This window comes from Pyxidicoccus sp. M15 (assembly GCF_056858435.1).
Map to the genome: position 1 here is coordinate 9,521,185 of NZ_CM166495.1, position 22,107 is coordinate 9,543,291.

Sequence of the window (22,107 nt, forward strand, 5' to 3'; positions counted from 1 at the left end):
ACCGTCCGTGGCGTTGCCGGTGACGGTGGCCAGCTGCGAGTCGGTGGGGCTTCTACGCCTGCCTGTCCGCCTATCCCACCGCGGCCACGGGGGCCTCGGCGGCCTCCGGGAGCGCGTCGAAGCTCTCGAAGGGGTTCTCCAGCATCTCCCGCAGGGTGTTGGCGAGCACGCCCGCATGGAACCCGTCGATGAAGCGGTGGTCGAAGGTGGCGTTGATGTTCATCACCTTGCCCGGCACCACCTTGCCGTCCTCCACCACCGGCACCTCCTTCACCGCGCCGGGCGCGACGAAGATGGGCACGCGGGTGTACGGCGCCAGCGGCACGTACGCCGTGTCCAGCCCCAGCGAGCCCACGTTGGTGATGATGGCCGAGCCGAACGCGTCCTTCGGCATGCCGAACCGGCTCAGGTCCAGGTTCAGCGTGTACATGAAGAAGGACAGCAGCCAGGTGAAGGTGTTGAGGAAGAGGTAGGGAATCTTCTGGATGGTCCCCTTCCCCTTCTCCAGCGCCACGTCGCGGCGCTCGCGCACGCGGCGCACCGCCTCCTCCAAATCCCCTGCAATCTCGCGCAGGCTCTTCTTGTCCGCGTCCTCGATGCGCGCCGAGGTGAGGTCCACCTTGCCGCCGTCCGTCTGGACCACCAGCGTGGAGAGCGTCACCCGCTGGCGCAGGTAGATGCGGTTGTAGCGGAGGATGGCGTTGGCGTCCGGGCAGCGGCGCAGCGCCTCGCCCATCGCCTTGGCCACCAGGTGCGTCACCGTGAGCCGCACGCCGGTGCGCTGGCGGAAGGCCTCGATGTACGCCATCGCCTTGTCCATGCGCACGGTCAGCGTCCCGTAGACGGTGGGGTCGTACGCCGTCTTCCAGCTTCCAATCGCCAGCTTGCGGAAGCTCGACAGGTCACGCTTCGGAATCAACTCCAGGTGCGCCATGGCCGCAGTCCCTCCTTCGGAACGGCTTCGCGGTGGAGGCGCAGTGTCGCGGCTTCACCCCTCCAAAGGGAAGGTGGTCCCCGGTGCCTGCCCGCCTGCCCTCGCTCGACGCACTGCGCCACGGATGGCCCGCGCCACAACCGCCAGCTGAAGGGCGAGGCCACCTGCGCCCCCGCCATCGCCTGGGGATGAGCCCGCGCGCGGGGCCGCCGATGCCCGGCCCCGCGCAGTCCTGCTGACTACGGCTTCAGCTTGAAGCGCACCAGGTCCGAGCGCCGCGACTGCGGCGTGTACCAGGTGCCATCCAGCTCGAACGGGCCTGTGAAGTCCCCGGACGCCACGACGCCGTCCTGCGTGGCCGCGAGCTGGAGCGAGCGGACCCCTGCATCGAAGACACGCACCCAGCGCGTCCCCAGGTCCGCGCCGAACGCCGCCAGCGTCGGAGCGGATGAGTCCGGAAGCTCCCAGCCCACCGGCCCCAGCCCGAGCTCGCCCCCCCCGTCCCGCTGCGAGGTGAGGAGGGTGCCCGCCGCATCCACGACGAAGTCTCCGAAGGACCGCCGGGGGAACTGGCGCAGCGCGAGGTCCGCGCCCGTGCTGGAGAGCAGCCCCAGCACGCCGTCGCGCGGCCCGCCCTCGTAGTCATCCGGGTCGCTGCTGGCGTACTGCTGGCCGGCGAACGTGAAGCGGCCGCCGAAGTTGGCGGCGAACGCGACGCGGCCGTCGGGCAGCACGCCCACGCCCGTCAGACCGCTCCACTGGACGGGGAGGACGCGGGACCAGGCGTGCGCACCGGCCGCCGTCCACCTCGCCACGAAGGGCCCACGCCCGGGGATGGGGCCCGCGCCGAAGTCCGTGTCGCCCCCGGACCAGCCACCGACGGTGACGTTCTCCGCGGCATCCACGGCGACGCTCGACGCCTGCGTCCCTCGCAGGCCGCTGCCCACCAGCACGTGGGACCAGAGGTGCGCGCCGTCCCACTGGAGCTTCAGCACGAAGGAGTTCGGGTACGTGTCGTCGTACGGGAAGGCCTTGCCCGAGTACACCGGGCCAGCGCCGAAGTCCGTGTAGCCCCAGAATGTGCCCACGACGATGGCGCTGCCGTGCGCGTCCGTGGCCAGGTCATACACGGTCATCGGGTTGTCCTCGCGCCCGTCACCGGTGTCGAACCACGCCGTGAAGCCGCGCGTCCAGTCCACCGCGCCCGACGGCGTAAGCTTCACCACCACCATGCCCGAGCCCTGCGCAAGCGCCCCCTTCCCCAGGTCCGGCGCCCCGGTGTAGCTGCCCGCCACCAGGACGTTGCCCAGCGCCGTCACCGCCACCCGGCTCAGCTGCACCCCCGCCTGGGTGAAGGAGCGCGTCCACGCCACGCTCCCGTCCGCGCGGTGCAGGGTGATGACGTCCGTCTGCTCGGCGGAGCCGGGAGCGTCCGGCGTCTGCTCCAGCGTGCTCAGGGCCGCGAAGCCCCCGTCCGGCGCCGGAGCGAGGTGCACGGAGTGCTCCGCGAGCGGGCCGCCCCACTGGCGCGCCCACGCGGTGGTGCCCGAGGGCTGCGTGCCCCGGTACGAGCAGAACGCGTCCGTCTCGTAGACGACGACGAGCCGGGGCGCGCCGCCGATGATGCCCTTCTCCTGCGCCTCCGAGGAGACGAAGCGCGCGCCGTCCGTGCTGTCCGGCAGCAGCGCGAAGGTGTAGCGGCCGGACGCCGTCACCACGTCCGTCACGTCGTACTCCACCCACGAGTCCCGGGCGACGGCGCCCAAATCACCGAGGGCGCTTCCCGTCACCGCCGGGCGGTGGTTCCAGTCCGTCGCCGCCGCGTCGAAGGGCGCCGCGCGAAACAGCCGCGGCCCATTGCCCGTCCCGTCCACCGAGTACATGCGCAGCAGCACGCGGCGTACCTGGCCGGCGCCCAGCTCCACATTGAAGTCGAGGAAGCTCTCCGCGCGCGGCTCCGAGTCCACCCGCAGCGCCGCCTGGTGGTGGAGCTTCATGTCCGGCGTGTCCTCGCCGACGTACGTGTCCTGTGCAGGGCCCCTCTCGGTGGAGAACAGCTCCGTGCGCGTCAGGCATGCGTCCGTGGGCGCGGCCCGGGGAGCGCCCGCCCAGACGAGGAGCCTCGGGCGGCGTGCGGTGTCCGCGCTCTCGCGCGAGAGGAACGTCACCCCGTCGGTGGAGGTCCCGTAGAGCCCGAGCGTGTAGTCGCCGTTGCCGCGCACCAGGTCCGTCACGTCGTAGTCCACGTAGGTGCCCGCGGCGATGGCCTGCGAGTCGTCCAGCGCCGTGCCCACCTTCGCGGGGCGGGTGTTCCAGGTGACGCTGGTCTCGCTCCAGCTCCCCTGCGTCGCGTACACGGCCGGGCCGTCATCCGTGCCGGCGCTGGCGTGCACGCGCAGCACCGCGCGCTGCACGGTCTCCGTCAGCCCCTGCACCGCGAAGCGCAGGTGCACCTCCTGCTGAGGCGAGTTGTCCGCGAGCAGCGACGCGGAGGCGCCGCCGCTGGCGGACGTCGGACTGTCCGCGGAGACGTACGTGTCCGCGCTCGGCGAGAAGCCCACCGGCGCGCCGGACACCCGGAGCGGCGGAGGGGCCGGCGTCGGATTGTCCTCGGCGGACTCCACCGTGAGGACGAGCTGCGGGCGGAGCGTCGTGTCCGGGTGCTCGCTGGAGGCCAGCGTCACGCCGTCCGTGCTGTCTGCGGACATGTAGATTTCGAGCCAGCCGCCCTCGTGGACGTACATGCTCGAGACATCCAGCTCCATCCACGTGCCGCTGGCCACGGGCCCCGCGCTCGCGACGACCCAGCCGTTGTCCCACGTCGGGCGGGTGTTCCACGTCACCGTCTCGTTCCAGCTGCGGACGCCCGGCGGGTCATACACGGAGGGCCCGTTGGAGGAGCCGTCCACCGCGTACAGGCGCAGCCGCGCCGACGTCACCGTCCCCGGCAAATCTGGCACCAGGAACTTGAAATAGGCCTGGGACTCGGGCGAGAGGTCCACCTCCAGCGTGGGCGAGGAGCCGTAGCTCGTCGTCGGCGCCGTCGCCACCACGTGCGCATCCGCGGCGGCCGCCACCGTCACCGTCTGCGTCGTCAGCGGCGCCCCCTTCGTACCCGGGCCTTCCGCCTCCGTTGTGGAATCCATTGCCTCGCCTTGGGTTGTGCCGCACCCTGCGAGGAGCGCCAGCGCCACACCCATGCCCCACCCCACCACCGCGCCTGTCCACCTTCTCACACGCTTCCTCCCTCTGGCCCCACGGAAGCGGCAGGTGAGCAACAGGTGCGCCAGCCCGGCGAAGGAGCGGCGGCCGGCGGAGCCACGGCTGCCTGCCCTCCAGACAGGCGATGGCGGCTCCCGTCCTCCGGTGCCCAGGTTTCCGGCAGCACGCCGCGCGGCAGGCGCCCGTCACGCGGACATCCGGGAAGGAGCAGGCGCTTAGTCATGGAGGAGCAAGCATCCGGGGCGCCGCGCCCACGCGCAGGCTGGAGATTCGTGCTCCGGGCCCTGGGCTCCCGCAACTACCGGCTCTTCTTCGTGGGGCAGAGCGTGTCGCTCATCGGCACGTGGCTCACGCGGGTGGCGACCGCCTGGCTGGTGTACCGGCTCACCGGCTCGGCGCTGCTCCTGGGGGTCATCGGCTTCTGCGGGCAGATTCCCACCTTCCTCCTGGGCCCCCTCGCGGGCGTCCTGGTGGACCGGTGGAACCGGCACCGGGTGCTGGTGGTGACGCAGGTGCTGGCGATGCTCCAGTCGCTCGCGCTCGCGGTGCTGGCGCTCAGCGGCCACATCGCCGTGTGGCACGTCGGCGCGCTGATGGTGTTCCAGGGATTCGTCAACGCCTTCGACATGCCGGCGCGGCAGTCCTTCGTGGTGGAGATGGTGGAGGACCGCGCGGACCTGCCCAACGCCATCGCCCTCAACTCGTCCATCTTCAACGGAGCGCGGCTGCTGGGGCCGTCCGTGGCCGGCGCGCTCATCGCCACCGTGGGCGAGGGCGGCTGCTTCCTCATCGACGCGTTCAGCTACCTGGCGGTGATTGCCTCGCTGCTGGCCATGCGCCTCACCCCGCGCCCCCGCACGCAGGGCCCGCAGCATGTCCTCACGGAGTTGAAGGAGGGCTTCCAGCACGCCTTCCACTTCCCGCCCATCCGCACCCTGCTGGGGCTCATCGCCGTGGTGAGCCTGATGGGGATGCCCCTCACCACCCTGATGCCGGTGATGGCGTCCCAGGTGCTGCACGGCGGGCCCGACACGCTGGGCTTCCTGATGGCGGCGGCCGGCCTGGGCGCGCTGACGGGCGCGGTGTTCCTGGCGTCCCGGCGCTCCGTGCGAGGGCTGGGCGGCGTCATCTTCACCACCACCCTGCTCTTCGGGGCGGGGCTCATGGCGTTCTCCGCGTCGCGGTACCTGGCCCTGTCGATGGTGACCATGGTGGTCTGCGGCTTCGGGATGATGGTGACGACGGCGTCCAGCAACACCGTGCTGCAGACCATCGTCGAGGAGCGGATGCGCGGCCGGGTGATGAGCTTCTACGCCATGGCGTTCATGGGCACCGCGCCCTTCGGGAGCCTCCTGGCGGGGGTGCTGGCCACGCACCTGGGCGCGCCGCGGACGCTCGCCATCGGCGGCGCCATGTGCCTGCTGGGCGCCGCGTGGTTCCGCACGAAGCTGCCGGGCCTGCGCGAGCACGTGCGCCCCATCTACCAGCGACTGGGCATCATCCCGGAGGTGGCCACGGGGATGGACATCGCGGCGGAGCGCACCGGCCCCCGGGAGAGCTGAGCCGCGCTCAGCCCTCCGCACGCCCCGGCGTCTTGTCCGGGTCCGGCCAGGGATGCGCCCGTTGCGGCGCCTCCTCGTCATCTCCCTCGGCACAGCCCGGCGTGTGGCCGGGCTCTTCTTCCACATAGGCGCCCTGGCGCTCCAGCAGGTCCTCTTCTGGCTCGCCCATGCGCCGGCCTTCGTCGATGTCCGGCATGCGGTCCTCCCTTCAGCGAAGATAGTCAGCCATGGGAAGATGAGGACTCGCGCCGGAGGCACGCATGTCCACGAAGAAGGGAGCCGTCCACCGGCTCCTCGCCGCCACGGGCCAGCTGGTGGGGAACATCGCGAGCGGGCTGATGACGGTGTACGTCATCCTCCGGCCCGACCGTGCCGGGAGCGAGCGGGCCCGGAAGAACGCGGACGTCCTCATTACCGCCTGCCGGGCCTTCCAGGCGAAGCACGGCCGGTTCCCCGCCACGCTGGCGGAGCTGGTCCCCGACTTCCTGCCGCAGCTCCCCCGCGCGAAGTACGACGGACCGCACTTCGGCTTCACCTACGAGCCGAACGGCGACTCGACGCGGCACGTGCTGGGCTGGACGGAGGTGATTCCCTTCGGCCGCCCCTTCTACGTCCTCGAGGAGGACCGCTGGGGCTACCTGGATTGAGCGGCGCCCTGTACGGGGCCTGACAGACGCCGGCATGCCAAAATGGAGTCCCCTGCGCGGCGCTGTAGCTTGCCGCGCCATGCGCTCCTTCCTGTTCGCACTCGTCACGCTGCTCACTGCCTGCGCGAGCTCTCCGCAGCCGCAGCCGCCGCCGGAAGCCACTCCCACCGCCACCGCGCCGGACGCCACCACCCCGGCTGGCGCGACGGGCATGCCGGGTGCCGCCCCCGCGGATGGAGCGCAGGCCAGCGCGGGCCCCGCGACGTCCGGAGCCCCCGCTCCCGCGAACGCGGAGGTGAAGCCGGACAAGGTGATGCCGGACGTGCCCGCCGGTGCGGACGCGGCGCGCATCGCCGACCTGGCGCGCAAGGCGACGCCGCTGGTGGACGCCTTCGTCAACATCGAGCCCCAGCTCACCCGCGACGGCAAGCAGGCCCTCTTCATCTCCAGCCGCGACGGCCTGCCCCAGGTCTACGTGGCCGACGCCCGGCGTCCCGACGCGCCCGCGAAGCGCCTCTTCGAGTGGGGCGAGCGCGTGGCACAGCTCACGACGACGCCAGATGGCCGCTCGCTGGTGTTCCTCTCCGACACCGGCGCCGACGAGAACTGGTCCATCTGGAAGGTGGGGTTGGACGGCTCCGCGCCGGTGGAGCTCACCGCGGGCGAGAAGCTCAACCGCGACAACGCGCTCCTGCCCGACCTGGCGCCGGACACCGTGTACTTCAGCGGCCGGCCCATGAACGCGGCGCAGACCACGGTGTACGCGGTGCCCGTCTCCGGCGGCGCGTCCCGGGCGGTGTACCGCGACGACCTGCCGGGCTTCCTCACCGACGTGAGCCGGGACGGCAAGGCGGGCCTCTACGTGCGCTACCCGTCGGGCTCGGAGAACTACCTCGTGCGCGTGGACCTCGCGTCCGGCCAGACGCGGCCGCTCTACCCGCGCGAGGGCAAGGTGACCGTCTTCGACGCCCGCTTCTCCCCGGACGGGAAGACGGTGTACCTGGCCACCGACGGCGGCGGTGAGCAGGCGTGGCTGCTGGCGCTGGACGCGGAGAGCGGCGAGGAGAAGGCGCGGTACGTGGAGACGGCCCCCACCACCGCGATGATTGACACTGTCGAGGTCTCCAGGACAGGCGGCCTCGTCGGCCTCTCGGTGCGGGCGGGCAACCGGAGCGAGGTGCGGCTGCTGGATGGGCGCACGCTGAAGCCCCGTGCCCGCATCTCCCTGCCGCTGGGCCAGGGCAGCCTGGGCCGCTTCTCCGAGGACGGCCGGCGCCTCACCGTCACCCGGTCCACGCCCACCACGCCCACCGACGTCTGGGTGGTGGACACGAAGACGGGCAAGGTGTCGCCGCTGCGTCGCGAGCCGCGCCCGTCCCTGAAGGAGGTGCCCGCCGCCGACGTGAGCATCACCTCCGTCCGCGCGCACGACGGGCTGGAGTTGCCCATCAACGTCTACCTGCCGAAGCAGCGCACCGGGAAGCTGCCCGTCATCGTCAGCTACCACGGCGGGCCTTCCGGCAGCTCGCAGATCCGCTGGTCCCCCATCACCGCGTTCTTCCTGTCCCAGGGCTACGCGTGGGTGGAGCCCAACGTGCGCGGCTCCAGCGGCTTCGGCCGCGCCTTCGAGGAGGGCGACAACGGGCCGGCGCGCCTGGCGGCGTTCAAGGACATCGAGGCGACCGGCCGGTGGGCGGCGTCCCAGCCCTGGGCGGACCCGGAGCGCGTCATCGTCTTCGGCGGCAGCTATGGCGGCTACACGGTGCTGGTGGGGCTCACCCGCATGCCGGACCTGTGGCGCGCGGGCGTGGACCTGTTCGGCGTGGCGGACCTGAAGACGTTCATGGCCACCACCAGCGGCTTCATCCGAGAAATCTTCCTGGTGGAGTTCGGCGACCCGGACAAGGACGCCGCCTTCATGGAGTCCATCTCCCCGCTCAAGGACGTGGACCGCATCGTCGACCCGCTCTTCGTCTACGCCGGGGCCAATGACCCGCGCGTGCCGCGCAGCGAGTCGGACCTCATCGTCCGCGCCCTGCGCGAGCGCAAGGTGCCCGTCGAGTACATGGTGTCCGACAACGAGGGCCACTCGCTCGCGCGCAGGGAGAACCTCATCGAGTTCCTCTCCCGTGCGGCCCGCTTCCTGGAAGCCCACACTGCGCCCACCGGCAAGGTGGGCGCGAGGTAGCCGGCCGCCTTCCGGAGCGCTCAGCCCGCGGCGGGCGCCGCCTCGGCCGAATCATCGGTTCGGCCGGGGCGCTCACGCGCCTGGGAGATGGCCCAGGCCGCGTTCACCAGCCCCACGTGGCTGAAGGCCTGCGGGTAGTTGCCGAGCACCACCCGCCGCTCCTCATCCACCTCCTCCGCCAGCAGGCCCACGTCGTTGGCGAAGGACGCGGCGCGGGTGAAGGTGACGGTGGCCGCCTCCAGCTCGCCCGCCATCGCCTGCACCTGCGCGAGCCAGAAGGTGCACAGGAGGAATGCGCCCTCCCCACCTTCCACGCCGTCGTCCATGCGGTAGCGGTGGACGAGCCCATTGCGGTCCGTGAGGTGCGCCTGGATGGCCCGCACGGTGGAGCGCACGCGGGGGTCGTCCGCGGGCAGGAAGCCGACGATGGGAATCATCAGGCACGCGGCGTCCAGCACCTCCGAGCCGAACGCCTGCGTGAAGGCGCCCACCTTCTCGTTCCAGCCCTCCTCCAGCAATGCCTGGCGGATGTCATCGCGCGTGCGGCGCCAGCGCTCCACGTGCTCCCCCGCCTCCAGCCGCTCCGCCAGGCAGATGGCCCTGTCCAGCGCCACCCAGCACATCAGCTTCGAATGGACGTAGTGGCGCGGCTCGCAGCGCATCTCCCAGAGGCCCTGGTCCTTCTCCTTCCACCGCTTCGCAGCCATGTCCGCTGCGTCCACGAGGAAGCGGCGGAAGGTGCCGTCCGTCTTCTCCAGCATGTCCTCCAGCCGGCCCACGGAGCACAGCAGCTCGCCATAGACGTCGAGCTGGCGCTGCTTCCAGGCGTCGTTGCCCACGCGCACCGGCGTGCTGCCGCGCCAGCCGGACAGGTGGCACAGCTTGCGCTCGGTGAGGTCATGCTCGCCGCCGACGCCGAACATGGCCTGCAGCTCCTGGCCGCTGGCGAGCTGCGACTGCGCCGCCTCCGCGAGGAACTGGAAGTAGCGCTCCGCCTCGTCCGGACAGGCTGCCACCCACAGCGCGTCCAGGACGAAGCTGGCGTCGCGCATCCACGTGTAGCGGTAGTCCCAGTTGCGCACGCCGCCCAGCTCCTCCGGCAGCGACGTGGTGGGCGCGGCGATGACGGCGCCCGTGGGCTGGAAGGTCAGCCCCTGCAACACCCGGCCGCTGTGGTGGACGAGCTCACGCCACGGGCCCTCGTAGCTCTGGTGCTCGTCAGCCCAGGAGCGCCACGTCTCCGCCGTGTCCTCCAGGCGCCAGGCAATCTTCTCCTGCGTCCACAGCGCCACCGGCTCCGACCACGAGAGCTGGTGCTGCACCGCGAAGCCGGTGGACTCGCCGGCGCGCAGGGTGAAGGTGGCGCGCACGTCCGAGCCCTCCAGGCGCAGCGGCACCGCCGAGGCCAGCAGCAGCGCCTCCGCCCCGCCCCGGCACTCCACGCCGCCGTCCTTCGGACGGAGGGACGGGGAGATGAGGCCGTACTCCGGCCGGGCGCTCAGCTCGAGCGCGAGCGTGACCTCCCCCTGCGTGCACGTGACGTGGCGCAGCAGCACCCCGGGCGAGGCGCGGCCCATCTCGTGCCCGCGCTCGTGGCTGCCCATCGCCAGGGCGTCCCTCAGCACCACGGTGCCCGTCGGCGTGTGGAAGGTGGTCTCCAGCACGAGCGTCTGCTCGCGGTAGCGGCGCGTGGCCCGGGCCTCGCCCTCGGGGCGCAGCGAGAAGTGGCCCGCCTTCGCGTCGAGCAGCCTGGCGAAGACGGAGGGCCCGTCGAAGCGGGGGAAGCAGAGCCAGTCCACCGAGCCCATCCGACTCACCAGGGCCGCCGTGCGGCAGTCCGACAGCAGGGCGTAGTCGCTGATGGAGAGTGTGCTCATGCGGTGCGGTGCCGTCCCCTCGTTGGAGTTCCCTGCCTGCTCACGGTTGGGATTCGAGGCCCGGGTCACAAGCACCACCGGGCGCGCGGACCGGGACTGGAGTGCACGCCCGGGGGGCAGGCGACGGGGCGAAGTGCGTTGGGCTAACGTCCTCCACCATGCACCTCACGCGCCTCTCTACCGCCGTGCTGCTGACGTGCCTCGTCGTGGCGGGCTGCAACCGTGGCTCGTCGTCGACGCCTCCCGCCGCACCGGAACCCGAGGCGCCTGCCCGGGCCGCGCTGACGCCCCCCTTCGAGAAGGCCGGGCTCCTGGCGCCGACCACGGTGCCGGGGCAGCCAGACCCGGGCGCGGTCGACCTCGCGGAGCTGCGCGACTCCGTGGCCGACCCGCAGGTGCTCAGCGAGGAGCAGATAGCGAAGCTGCTCCGCTCCGGGCAGGAGGCCGAGGAGGAGCGGCTTCGCGCGGCGCTCTCCGAACGGGAGCGCGAGGACCAGCGGCGCAACGCCGCGCTCGCCGAGCGGGAACGGCAGACGCGCCTCGAGGCCGTGCGTGAGAGCCAGCCCGACCCGGAGCGCGACGAGGGCGAGGTTCGGGACGACCTCGCGGTAGCAGAGGCCGCCCCGCATCCGCCCTCCCCCACGGCCGAAGCCCCCGCGGAGGAGGCAATCGAGGGTGGCGTCCAAGGAGGAGTCGTCGGGGGCGTGGTGGGCGGCGTCCTGGGGGGGACGCTCGGCGGGGCAGTGGCGGAGCGGCCTGCATCCACGGGCGCGCCAAGGCCCCGGGTGCTCGAGCAGAAGCGCCGGGAGGTCATCCAGATCATCAAGGGCGGGAGTGCGGGAGGCGCCGCGGCGAAGCCGTCGAAGGACTCTGCTGATGGGGCCGAGGACCTCCCCACCCCCGTGCTGCCCAAGGTGGAGGCGGCGCCCCGCGCGGCGAAGGTGCTCGTCATGGACGAGGCCGGCCGCTACCAGCCGCTCAAGACGCGCGCCGTCCGGGTGGTGACGTACATCCAGGGCGCCCGCGCCCGCACCGTGGTGGACCACCTCTTCGAGAACGACACGAACCGCAGCCTCGAAGGCACCTTCTACTACCCGCTCCCCGGCGGCGCGGCCGTGGCCGGCTTCGCGCTCTACTCCGGCGCGGTCTCCGTCAACACGCCCTCCCTCTTCCAGTCCCCGGACCTGCTGCCGCCGCTGGGTGACGACTCGGCGCGCGTGGAGGAGCTGGGGGCCTCCGCGCCGCCCAGCCCGAAGGGTGCGAAGCGCTCCTGGGGCGAGCGGCAGGAGGCCCGCGTCGTCGAGCAGAAGCGCGCCCGGGAAGTCTATGAGGAGATTGTCCGCCGCAACGTGGACCCGGCGCTGCTGGAGTGGGCGGGCGCCTCCACCTTCAGCGCCCGCGTCTTCCCCCTGCCGCCGAGGTCGCTCAAGCGCGTGGTCATCGCCTACGAGCAGACGCTCCTCTTCGACGGGAAGAACCTGCGCTACACGTGGCCGCTGCCTGCGGGCGCCGGCAAGGACATGCAGGTCTCCGCGCGACTCCACGTGGACCCGCGCCAGGCGGAGACCGTGACGGTACAGCCCGAGGGCGCCGCGCCGCGCACCCTGGGCCCGTGGCGGACGTATGACTTCGCGAAGCTGCAGGGGGACGGGGCGCTCGCGGCGGCGCTCACCCCGAAGCACCCGGAGGCGGACGTGCTCGTGGGCCGCGACGTGGCGGGCCTGCCGGGCCAGGCGTTCCACGCGCGCGTGCGGCTGCCGGCGCGGCTCACCTCGGAGGCGGAAGGGCCTCCCACCGGGCGCGCGGTGCTGGTGGTGGACACGTCGCTGTCCATCGAGGACGGCAACGCGTGGGCGCTCCAGGCCGCCACCCTGCGCGCCCTGCTGGAGAAGGACACGACACTCCAGGAGTACGCCGTCCTCCTCTTCGACGTGCGCCCGCGCTGGCTGCACGGGACGGGCTGGCGCACCAATGATGCCGGCCACCGGAAGGAGACCTTCTCCGAGCTGGAGCGCGTCTTCCTGGAAGGCGCCTCCCACGTGGACGGCGCGCTGACGGAGCTGGACCGCGCTGGCGGCGAGTGGCTGAAGCCCTCGCAGCCCGGCGGGAAGGTGACGGCCTTCCTCCTGTCCGACGGCAACGCCACCTGGGGACAGAGCAACGTGGAGTCGCTCATCTCCCGGCACTCCAGCGCCGAGTCACTGCGCTGGGTGACGTACCGCTTCGGCGAGGCCGCCGTGAATGCGGAGCTGTTCGACGCGCTGGCCCGCGCCAGCGGCGGCCGGGTGGTGAACGTGCTGTCCGGCTCCGAGGTGGAGGCGGCGGCCCGGGCGCACCGCGCCGCCGCCGTGGTGCTGGAGCGTGTGGAGGTGAAGGGCGCGGCGGCGAAGGACCTGGTGGTCGCGGGACGGCCGCACCTCGTCTTCCCCGGGCAGGAGCTGCAGGTGGCCGGACGGCTGCCCGAGGACGGCGCCGCCGAGCTGGAGGTGGTGACGCGCGCCAATGGCGAGGAGCGCGTCCTGCGCGTCCCCCTGCCCCGTGACGTCGACAGCCCCTTCGCCCCCCGCGCGTGGGCGGAGCTGTTCGTCGCGCGGCTGGTGTCCCTGGACGACGAGCGGTTGGATCGGATGGTGGTGGCGCTCAGCCAGCACTACCGGCTGGCCAACGCCCGCGCGTCCATGCTCGTGCTGGAGTCCGAGGGTGACTACACGCGCTATGCCATCCGCGACGAGCGCGTGGAGCTGAACGACCTGGAGGCCCTGCGCCGCAAGGAGGAGGACCAGCGGAGGGACAAGCTCCAGGGCATCGCGATGGACGAGGTACGCAAGTCCGGGCAGGACGTCGTGCGCGGGCTGACGGAGAAGCGGACGGCGCTGTCCGCGCTGCTGAAGCGCCAGCCCTTGCGCGAGGCCCCCTACGCCGGTGGCGAGGAGCGGCTCCAGGCGGAGCTGGCGTACCGGCAGGCCCGCCGTGCCAACCGGGACGACGTCATGGTGTACGAGGCGGTGGCGCGCAAGCGGGCCTTCTCGGGTGACACGTGGGGGGCGGTGCGGGCGCTGTCCTCTCCGGTGGAGCTGCGCCCGAAGGACGCGGAGGCGCTGCGGCTGGTGGGCTACGGGCTGCTGGCCATGGGGCAGTACCCCGCGGCGGCGGAGCTGTTCGAGCACGTGCGGCTCAACCGCCCGTTCGAGGGACAGGCCTTCCTGGAGGAGGCGCTCGCGCTGGACGCGGCGGGCCGGTACGCGGAGGCGGCGCGGAACTATGAAATCGTCCTCGCGCGGAGCTGGGCGCGGCACACGTCCGAGCTGCGCGTGGTGGCGTCGTACCACTACGCGCGGATGCTGTGGTCGCTGGTGCGCCACCCGCGCGCGGAGGGCGTGGCCGACGTGCTGCGGGCCCGACTCAAAGAGCTGTCCGAGAAGCCGGGCAAGTACGACGACGAGGACGTGTCCGGGCTCATCTCCCTGGCGCCCATGGACTACCAGCTCACGACGCACTGGAACTCGGACAGCACGGACATCGACCTGTGGGTCATCGAGCCGAACGGCGAGAAGTGCTTCTACCAGCACAAGGAGACGCGGCTGGGCGGGAAGCTGTACTGGGACATCACCGATGGCCTGGGGCCGGAGTTGTACCAGACGGGCAAGGCGGCGCCGGGGCCGTACCACGTGGTGGTGCACTACTACGGCAACCGTTCATCGCGGTTCGTGGTGCCCACGGCGCTGTTGCTGGTGAGCGACCGGGGCGTGTTCGGTGAGGCGGACTCGAACCGGCGGCGCTTCCAGCTCCGCATCCTGCCGAAGGACAACGCGCGCCTGCTACTGCGCCGCGAGGAGCTGGTGGCGCGCTCGAAGGACACGGTGTCCACGCAGTCACCGCAGTGAGGTGGAGGAAGGTCCGCGATGAGCTACGGACGGAAGTCGCGAGGGCCCATCGGAGGTGTGAAGGGCATCCGCCGTGTCGAGGGCGCGGATGCCGTTCCCCGCATCCATGCCCCGGAGCGGGTGTCCGGGGTCTCGGCCATCAACGCGCGTGAGGCCGGGCGGAGGTCCTTCTCCGAAGCGCTGGAGCGGGCGGAGCGGGGACTGCACAGCGCGGAGCCGCTGCCACTGCCCGCGCCCCGGCGGGCCCTGCCTCCGGCGACACGGCGGGAGGACGAGGAGGAGGCGATGACGCCTCCCGAGCCGCTGCCGGAGTCGTTCATCGGGCTGCTGTGGTGGAAGGTGAAGGGACGGATTCCCTGAGCGCGGCGCTCAAACTTCCGTGAACCGCATGCCCGTGGCGCCGGTGCGCTCCAGGGCCTCTTTGATGTCCTCGGTGACGACGAGGACGATGGTCCAACCCCACGGGCGGAAGACCTTCGTGCCATCTACACGTGCCTTGTCGATGCGCATGCCGACGACGTTGCGATACTCGCCGGCACGCTCGGGCTGGTCGTTTTCGTCCTCTGGTATCCAGCGCTCCACGTGCTCCGAGGCCTCGTCGTCGATGCAGTCCACCAGGCGCGTGGCGTTGATGAGGACATAGGGCTCAGGCTGGCCTTCCACCTGGATGGGCCAGGTCTGGATGTCTCCAGGGGCCAGGGACGTGAGCACGGCGGCGATCTTGGAATGGACGACCGGGACAGATCCCGCGTCCGCAAGGGAGAAGTCGAGCTGCTTGCCTGGTTGCGAGAACCCAACCTTGAGAGGCTCCTGCACGGACACCGGCTTGCCTTCCAGGAAGAGCCAACTGCCGACCTCCTGGCCTTGGCCATCAATGGGGCAGCCCAGATACCAGCGCCCGGAGATGTAGAGTTCCTGGTCCAATTCGAAGTAGCGCATGGGGCTAGCCCCTCTATCCGTCAGTCATCCGTGAGCAGCCGACGCAACCTACTGCCTTGCGTCGTGAGCTCACGCGCGATGCGTTGAAGCTCAACCGTCAATGCCTCCCGACAACCCGCCACACCGCGACAGTTGCGCGTCGCGTCCGCCACCCTCCGAAAGACTTCCTCGTGATACGCCCTGGGGTGAGGCCCCTCATGCCCCCGGATACGTATCAGGTTCGCGGGGTCGTCCTTCAGTGACATGTCGGCCTTCTTGAAGACGTCCCTGAAGAGCGGCGTCCACGGCCCACCCTCTGCGTCCGACACGGTGTTCTTGTCCGTGCAGATGTGATGCACCGTCCCGTCCGGGTCCCCCTGGATGCCACCCGCGCCCATGGCCACCATGGCCACCGCTCCGGGTGCCAGCGTGATGGCGACCCCGCCCTCCACCACCGCCACCGCGCTCACCTGCTCGACTGCCAGCAGCTTCACGCCGAACCGTGACGCGCTCAGTGCCGCCGCTTCACCGAAGCCCGGCAACAGGGGCAGTCGCGAGGCCAGCCATGTGCCGCCGCCCACCACGCCCTTGCCCGCCACCAGTGCCACCGCCATCACGAAGACGCGCGCGCCCTCGGTGCCCACCACCTGGCCGAAGCGCATCCCGGCCTCCTCCAACTCCTGGAAGGTGGTGGCGTTGTCCACGGCGAGCGCCAGCTCGCGACAGGCCTTCACGATGGCGAGGAAGGAATCCATCCCCACGTACGCCAGCACCAGCATGGACACCGTCGCGGCGGCCTTGGTGAACACCGGCTCGGGATTGGCCGCCAGGAGCGCCCACGTCACCAGCGCCGACACCACCACCGTCTTGAAGAAGGTCGGGTTGAGGGTGCGCTCCACCGCGTCCGCGATGCTCTCGTGCATCGGGTCCAGTGACAGGCCCACCGCCAGCTTCAGCTTGTCCGTCGAGCTGAAGCCCAGGCCATCTTCCAACAACGAGAGGCAGTCACCGGGGCCCTCATGCGCCTGGCACCAGCGGCCGTAACCCTTTCGCAGCGCCGCCTGCAGCGCCTTGTCCACATGGCGGCCTCGGGCCGAGGCACGTACCAGCCACCCTGCATCCGTCGAGCGCAGAGACAGCGGCACCTCCAATACCAGCCGCGCGAGCGCCTCCTCGAAATCGCCCTCGCTCACGTCGACTGCGCCACCTGACATGCGTGGCACGTGCTCCACCACCTGGCCCTCCCCCGTATCGAGGCGCACCACACGCGTGCTGGCGCAGCCCACCACCAGGGGGAGCCATGCGAGCACCCACCAGATTCTCCCGTGCATGCGGCCAGAATAGGCCCAACCCGTACAAACCAGATTAACCAGAATCAATGGCCGCAACATTCCAAGCAGGCGAGCAGCCCCACACCCAAGGGGGCACAGTGCATTCCCCACCCTCCTGGCGCCCTGCTTGTCACGTGCCCAACCTCAAGGGGCACAGCGCGCGGAAACAACCCGCGCACAGGAGGAGGGACAGCGCGTTGCAACGGACGAGGCAACAAAGGCTCAGGCCGGTTGCGCTCGCAGCCAGCCTGTTCGTGCTCGGCATGGGTGCCTGCGGCCTGCCGCGAGACACCGAAGGCACCCAGGAGCGCATCCAGCACGAACGCATCCTGCGCGCCGGGCTCGTGCGACATGAGCCCTGGGCCTATCTCCAGAACGGCCAGCCCGCCGGCCCCGAAGTCGAAGCCGTGGAGCAGCTCGCCGCCCGGCTCGGCGCGCGCGTCGCCTGGACGGTGGCTCCCGAGTCCGAGCTGGTGCATGGCCTCAAGGAACGCGCGCTGGACCTCGTGGTAGGCGGCGTGTCCGCGAAGTCACCCTGGGTGAAGGAGCTGGGCGCGGGACGGCCCTTCCTCACCACGCGCCTGCTCACGGGCGCACCCCGCGGACAGTCCGTGCCCGAGAAGCTCCAGGGCGCCTCCGTGGCCGTCGCCCCCGGCAGCGTCGCCGGTCCCCTGCTGGAGAAGGAAGGCGCCCACGTCCACGAGGCCGCCCAACTCCACCAGGCACCCGGCCTGCGCGCCGCGTGGGACTGGCAGCTGGAGGGCTGGGGCTACGTCCCTGGCGGCAAGCCCCTGCGCGAGGAGAAGTGGATCTGGGTCGTCCCCTCCGGAGAAAACCGCTGGCTGCTCACCGTGGACCGCTTCGTCAGCGAACACGCTGACGACATCCGGCAGGGACTGCTCGCGCTCGCACGCTCGGGCCCCATGCCTGGCGCTCCGGAGGACGCACGGCCATGAGCCTGCTTCCGAAGAAGCTCCGCACCCATCCGGGCCACCCGACGGACTGGCAGGACCTGCCGGATGAGAAGAAGCGCGTCCTCAAGCGCGCCCAGCGCCTGGAGGTGGGCTCGCTCATCTACCTCGCGACCGCCATCACCTTCGTCTACCTCACGCTCGGCTCTTCCCAGGCGATGAAGGCCGCGTGGCTGGAGGACCTGCTCAGCCTCATCCCGCCCGTGTCCTTCCTCATCGGCAGCCGCGTCGCCCACCGCAAGGCCACCGCCGAGTACCCCTACGGCTACCGCCGCGCCACCACCGTGGCCTACCTCGTCGGCTCCGTCACGCTGCTGTCCATGGGGCTGTGGCTCCTCGTCGAGTCCTCGCTCAAGCTCGTCCGCGCCGAGCACCCATCCATTGGCAGCGTGCAGCTGTTCGGACATACCGTCTGGATGGGCTGGCTCATGATTGCCGCCCTGCTGTGGACCGGCGTGCCTTCCGTCCTCCTCGGCCGAGCCAAGCTGCCGCTGGCCAATTCGCTCCACGACAAGGTGCTGCACGCCGACGCGATGATGAACAAGGCGGACTGGCTCACCGCCGCCGCCGCCATCCTCGGCGTGCTGGGCATCGGCCTGGGCTGGTGGTGGGCGGACGCCCTGGCCGGCGGCGTCATCGCCGTGGACATCGCCTGGGACGGACAGAAGCACCTGCGCACCGCGCTGGGAGACCTGATGGACCGGGCCCCACGCACGCTCGACGCAAAGCACCACGAGGCCCTCCCCCACCAGCTCCAGGAAGCCCTGTGCGGCCTGGAGTGGGTGGAGGCCGCCCAGGTGCGCGTGCGCGAGGACGGCCACGTGTTCTGCGCGGACGTGCGGCTGGTGCCGCGCGAGCACGGGCCGGAGCTCGTCTCCCGCCTCGCCCGCGCCGCCGAGGACCTCAAGCGCCTGGACTGGCGGCTGCGCGAGGTGTTGCTCGTCCCCGTGGAGCGCCTCACCTGAGGACGAGGCCGCTGTCCGAATCCCAGCGGAGGCCGTCACCCACACCGGAGTGACACGGAGGACACTTCCTCCGCGCCAGCGGAGAGCCGTCCGCTCCACACGGCAGCGCGTCCGTCACGGCGAGCCGGTCCTCCGCTGCCTCGGACGAAAACGCACGCATGCCCTCCCGTCACATTCCGCGCGCGGACGCGAGTCTCTATTCCATGGGCACTGCCGTACGCACCCACCCCTCGCCCACCCGAACCTGGAGCTTTCATGATGGCCGCCCCAACCCCGATGCAGACGAACTCCGCCCCCTCCATGCCGATGATGGGCATGAACCCGATGATGATGGGCATGCCGATGAACCCGATGATGATGGGCGGCATGGGCATGAACCCGATGATGGGCATGGGCATGCCGACGAACCCGATGATGATGGGCATGCCGATGAACCCGATGATGATGGGCGGCATGGGCATGAACCCCATGGGCATGGGGATGCCGATGATGATGCCCATGATGATGCGTCAGATGGCGCCGATGATGGTCCGGATGACGTGTGAGATGGGCAAGGACGGCATGGTGTGCAAGATGATGCCGATGGAAGGTCAGGACATGGCGATGGTGAAGGAGTGCTGTGACGCCATGAACGCCATGATGACCATGGGCGCGCCGGTGATGATGATGTGCAACGGCATGCCGATGATGATGGGCACGGCCCGCTAGCCCGCGCGCCTCAGCCGACTTCCTCGGCGTACGTCATCACCAGGTACATCTGCACGTCGTCCGGCCCCACGTTGCGGTAGACGTGGGGCTTGTCGGCCTCGAACAGGATGGCGTCACCCGCGGCGAGCAGGTGGCGCTCCGTTCCGACCTCCATCTCCAGCGTGCCCCGCGTGACGATGAGGTTCTCCAGCGTGCCCGGAGGATGCGGCTCGGCGCGCTCCTCGCCGTGGCCCTTGAGCTGCAGCTCGTAGAACTCCACGCGCCGGGGCTCGTCGAACGGGAAGAGCGCCCGGGACACGAAGCGCCCGTCGTGCGAGGTGAGCCGCTTGGCCTCCCGCGCCCGCATCAGCCGCGTGCCCGCGCCGCCCGTCATGCTGATGAGCGCGGAGAACGGCAGGTCCAGCGCGCGGGCAATCTTCCACAGCACGTTGATGGTGGGCGCGCTCTGCCCCAGCTCAATCTGCCCCAGCATGGCCCGGCTGACGCCGGAGGCCTTCGCCAGCCGCTCCAGCGACAGGCCGCGCTGGCTGCGCAGCCGGCGCAGGTTCTTCCCCACGACGGGCGCCAGGTCCTGGTCCGTGTCGGGGTGCGCGACCTCGTAGGACCACGCCTTCTCCGTGTCGGCGGAGGCATCCGGGGAAGGGGGCGCCGGCTCGGCGGGTGGCGTGGACTCCACGCCGGGCTCCCGCGCTTCGCGACGCCTGCGCTCCGATGCGCCCGAGCCCCGCCGACCCGTGTTCTCCCGAACCGACTTCATACCGGCCAGACTACTACCCACACCCAGACGGGCATCCAGGGGCGCACGGGCGCGGGGCGCATCATCTGACACTGCTCGGCCTCGCGCTTCTTGCGGAAGTCCTGCAGGTCGATGACGGCTGCGCTCATGGGGGCCTCTTTGTTACCGGACGGATTTCCGTCAAAACGGATGACTGGAATATCTGTTATGGCGGACGAACCGTCAAGGCAACGGAAAGCGCACCCCTCCCGCGAAGCCCCCGAGGGGACGCTCAGAAGGCGAAGCCCATGCCGAGGTAGGGGCCGTGCAGGCGGTCCTGGTGGGAGATGCCGTCCACCACGCCCAGGTCGTCCAGGAAGAGGCCGCGCCAGCCCCCGCGCATCACGAAGCCGCCCAGGTGCAGCGCGAGGCCCGCCGTGCCGTCGACCTGCCGGTAGGGCAGCGGCGTGAGCTGCGCGCGGGCCTCCACGTCCAGCGGCCCCAGCAGGCAGGCCTCGACGGAGACGGCCACGCTGGGCCCCACCAGGGTGACGTCCGGCGCCCGCGCAGTGCTCACGCCCGCCTCGGCGCGGACGCGGGCCCGCGGGTGGACGTAGAGCGCATGGCTCACGTGCGCCTCCACCAGCGTGAGCCGGTCCATCCCCTCCGTCCCGTCGTCGGTGGGCAGCGCCAGCCGGACCACGTTCGCCACCACGCCGAGGCGCCGCTCCTCCAGGCCGAAGAACAAATCCAGGGCGCTCGCGCCTTCTCCCGGCAACACGCCCTGCACGCCCATGCGCATGGACAGTGGCGCGGCATGCCGGCGCTCCCGGGCCACCTCCGAGTCGGGACTCGGCTCCCCGTCCAGGTGCGTGCCGTGGGTGGCGACTGCGTAGATGAGCCCCTCCAGCAGCAGCCGGAACAGGCCTCCCACGATTTCCTCCCCGAGGCTGTTCGCCCCCCCGCCACAGCACCCGCCGCCGTCCGAGTCCGACGGCTGGATGTCCTGCGACTTCGCGGGCGCGTCGTCGTCGTCCTCCTCGTCGTCGTCGTCGTCATCGTCGGCGCCGATGGCGGTGGCCTCGTGGGGCTTCTCCTTCGAGGAGTCCGACGAGGTGCGCTTGCCGAAGCGCGCGTCCGCGCCGGGGGCGAAGAGGAGGCTGGCGGCGAGAGCCGCGGACAACAGGGTCCTGGGTGCTGACATGTCCCCCTCCCGGCGTGGTGGGTGCGGTTTCGAGGTCCGCAACCCGCCATTCAAGCCTGGAGGGGGAGGAAAACGCCATCCGCCCCGGGGGCTCTAGCGGCCCCGCGTGCCGGCGTTGAAGGTGTCACACGCCTGCAGCGTGCCCTGCTCCAGGCCCCGGCGGAACCACTGCACGCGCTGCGCGGAGGAGCCGTGGGTGAAGGACTCGGGGACGACGCGGCCCTGGGCGCGGCGCTGGAGCGTGTCGTCGCCGATGGCCGTCGCCGCGCCCAGGCCCTCCTCCACGTCGCCCTCCTCCAGCACCTTGCGCTGCTTCTGCGCGTGGTGGGCCCAGATGCCGGCGAAGCAGTCCGCCTGCAGCTCGGTCAGCACGGACAGGGCGTTGGCATCGCGCTCGGACATGCGGCTGCGCTGCGAGTGGACCTGGTCGGAGATGCCCAGGAGGTTCTGCACGTGGTGCCCCACCTCGTGCGCCACCACGTAGGCCTGCGCGAAGTCACCCGGGGCGCCGAAGCGGCGGTCCAGCTCGTCGAAGAAGTTGAGGTCCAGGTACACGCGCTGGTCCGGCGGGCAATAGAAGGGCCCCACCGCGGCGTCCTGCGTGCCGCACGCGGACTGCACCATGTCCGAGAAGAGCACCAGGCGCGGCTGCTGGTACGTCACGCCCACGGGCTCCAGGAGGCCGGGCCAGGTGTCCTCGGTGTCCGCCAGGATGACGGCCACGAAATCCTTCATCTCGTCCTGCCGCGGGTCCACCGCCTGCCCGGAGCCGCCAGTCCCCGCGGACGGCGCCTGCCCCCCGCCGTTCAGCACGTCCGAGGGGTCTCCACCGAGCAGCATCACCAGCAGGGCCACCACGATGGAGGCGGCTCCACCGCCTACCGCCAGCGGACGGCCCAGGCCACTGCCCCGCCGGTCCTCGATGTTCGAGCTGCGACGTCCCCCCTGCCATCTCATGCGGCCACCCCTCCTGAAGATTCC

Annotated in this window: 18 protein-coding genes; 8 read left to right on the forward strand and 10 right to left on the reverse strand. The window is 71.2% G+C overall.

Annotated elements, in window-relative coordinates:
- Positions 1-70: 70 nt before the first annotated feature.
- A complete protein-coding gene (locus tag ACX9TP_RS35075) occupies positions 71-934 on the reverse strand; it encodes a 2-oxo acid dehydrogenase subunit E2 (RefSeq protein WP_164002269.1) in 864 nt (287 codons plus the stop codon).
- A gap of 239 nt (positions 935-1,173) precedes the next feature.
- Entirely contained in the window at positions 1,174-4,080 is a 2,907-nt protein-coding gene (locus ACX9TP_RS35080) for a CBM96 family carbohydrate-binding protein (protein ID WP_482975003.1), read from the reverse strand.
- A gap of 348 nt (positions 4,081-4,428) precedes the next feature.
- Here ACX9TP_RS35080 and ACX9TP_RS35085 point away from each other — a divergent pair, with 348 nt between their 5' ends.
- Entirely contained in the window at positions 4,429-5,718 is a 1,290-nt protein-coding gene (locus ACX9TP_RS35085; RefSeq protein WP_482975004.1) for an MFS transporter, read from the forward strand.
- Positions 5,719-5,725: 7 nt separating this feature from the next.
- Here the strand turns inward: ACX9TP_RS35085 and ACX9TP_RS35090 are convergent, their stop codons facing one another.
- On the reverse strand, positions 5,726-5,914 hold the full coding sequence (locus ACX9TP_RS35090) for a hypothetical protein (protein ID WP_482975005.1): 189 nt from the start codon (positions 5,912-5,914) through the stop codon (positions 5,726-5,728).
- A 64-nt stretch (positions 5,915-5,978) separates the two neighbouring features.
- Here ACX9TP_RS35090 and ACX9TP_RS35095 point away from each other — a divergent pair, with 64 nt between their 5' ends.
- Positions 5,979-6,365, forward strand: a complete 387-nt coding sequence (locus tag ACX9TP_RS35095; RefSeq protein ID WP_482975006.1) for a hypothetical protein — start codon at positions 5,979-5,981, stop codon at positions 6,363-6,365.
- Positions 6,366-6,444: 79 nt separating this feature from the next.
- A complete protein-coding gene (locus tag ACX9TP_RS35100) occupies positions 6,445-8,553 on the forward strand; it encodes a S9 family peptidase (protein WP_482975007.1) in 2,109 nt (702 codons plus the stop codon).
- 20 nt (positions 8,554-8,573) lie between these two features.
- On the opposite strand, the gene ACX9TP_RS35105 is transcribed toward ACX9TP_RS35100, so the two are convergent.
- The gene (locus ACX9TP_RS35105) at positions 8,574-10,430 is read right to left on the reverse strand and encodes a glycoside hydrolase family 15 protein (RefSeq protein ID WP_482975008.1); all 1,857 of its coding nucleotides are present in this window, start codon (positions 10,428-10,430) and stop codon (positions 8,574-8,576) included.
- Positions 10,431-10,588: 158 nt separating this feature from the next.
- Between ACX9TP_RS35105 and ACX9TP_RS35110 the strand changes: the two genes are divergently transcribed.
- A complete protein-coding gene (locus tag ACX9TP_RS35110; protein WP_482975009.1) occupies positions 10,589-14,314 on the forward strand; it encodes a VIT domain-containing protein in 3,726 nt (1,241 codons plus the stop codon).
- An 18-nt stretch (positions 14,315-14,332) separates the two neighbouring features.
- Positions 14,333-14,674 (forward strand): hypothetical protein, encoded by a 342-nt coding sequence (locus ACX9TP_RS35115; protein ID WP_482975010.1) that lies wholly within the window; start codon positions 14,333-14,335, stop codon positions 14,672-14,674.
- A 9-nt stretch (positions 14,675-14,683) separates the two neighbouring features.
- Here ACX9TP_RS35115 and ACX9TP_RS35120 read toward each other — a convergent pair whose 3' ends face one another.
- On the reverse strand, positions 14,684-15,253 hold the full coding sequence (locus tag ACX9TP_RS35120; protein WP_482975011.1) for an imm11 family protein: 570 nt from the start codon (positions 15,251-15,253) through the stop codon (positions 14,684-14,686).
- 20 nt (positions 15,254-15,273) lie between these two features.
- Positions 15,274-16,563, reverse strand: a complete 1,290-nt coding sequence (locus ACX9TP_RS35125; protein ID WP_482982273.1) for an AHH domain-containing protein — start codon at positions 16,561-16,563, stop codon at positions 15,274-15,276.
- A gap of 263 nt (positions 16,564-16,826) precedes the next feature.
- Between ACX9TP_RS35125 and ACX9TP_RS35130 the strand changes: the two genes are divergently transcribed.
- From ACX9TP_RS35130 to ACX9TP_RS35140, 3 genes are all read left to right on the forward strand, one after another.
- A complete protein-coding gene (locus ACX9TP_RS35130) occupies positions 16,827-17,519 on the forward strand; it encodes a transporter substrate-binding domain-containing protein (protein WP_482975012.1) in 693 nt (230 codons plus the stop codon).
- On the forward strand, positions 17,516-18,499 hold the full coding sequence (locus tag ACX9TP_RS35135) for a cation diffusion facilitator family transporter (RefSeq protein ID WP_482975013.1): 984 nt from the start codon (positions 17,516-17,518) through the stop codon (positions 18,497-18,499). Before ACX9TP_RS35130 ends, ACX9TP_RS35135 begins: the two co-directional genes overlap by 4 nt.
- A 255-nt stretch (positions 18,500-18,754) precedes the next feature.
- Entirely contained in the window at positions 18,755-19,207 is a 453-nt protein-coding gene (locus ACX9TP_RS35140) for a hypothetical protein (RefSeq protein WP_482975014.1), read from the forward strand.
- Positions 19,208-19,217: 10 nt separating this feature from the next.
- On the opposite strand, the gene ACX9TP_RS35145 is transcribed toward ACX9TP_RS35140, so the two are convergent.
- The 4 genes from ACX9TP_RS35145 to ypfJ form a co-directional block, all read right to left on the reverse strand.
- Entirely contained in the window at positions 19,218-19,964 is a 747-nt protein-coding gene (locus ACX9TP_RS35145) for a helix-turn-helix domain-containing protein (protein WP_482975015.1), read from the reverse strand.
- Complete coding sequence (locus ACX9TP_RS35150) at positions 19,961-20,092, reverse strand: hypothetical protein (RefSeq protein WP_256445442.1); 132 nt, start codon at positions 20,090-20,092, stop codon at positions 19,961-19,963. Before ACX9TP_RS35150 ends, ACX9TP_RS35145 begins: the two co-directional genes overlap by 4 nt.
- A gap of 122 nt (positions 20,093-20,214) precedes the next feature.
- The gene (locus ACX9TP_RS35155) at positions 20,215-21,126 is read right to left on the reverse strand and encodes a hypothetical protein (RefSeq protein WP_482975016.1); all 912 of its coding nucleotides are present in this window, start codon (positions 21,124-21,126) and stop codon (positions 20,215-20,217) included.
- A 93-nt stretch (positions 21,127-21,219) separates the two neighbouring features.
- Positions 21,220-22,083, reverse strand: a complete 864-nt coding sequence (gene ypfJ, locus ACX9TP_RS35160) for a KPN_02809 family neutral zinc metallopeptidase (RefSeq protein WP_482975017.1) — start codon at positions 22,081-22,083, stop codon at positions 21,220-21,222.
- Between the last annotated feature and the right edge of the window lie 24 nt (positions 22,084-22,107).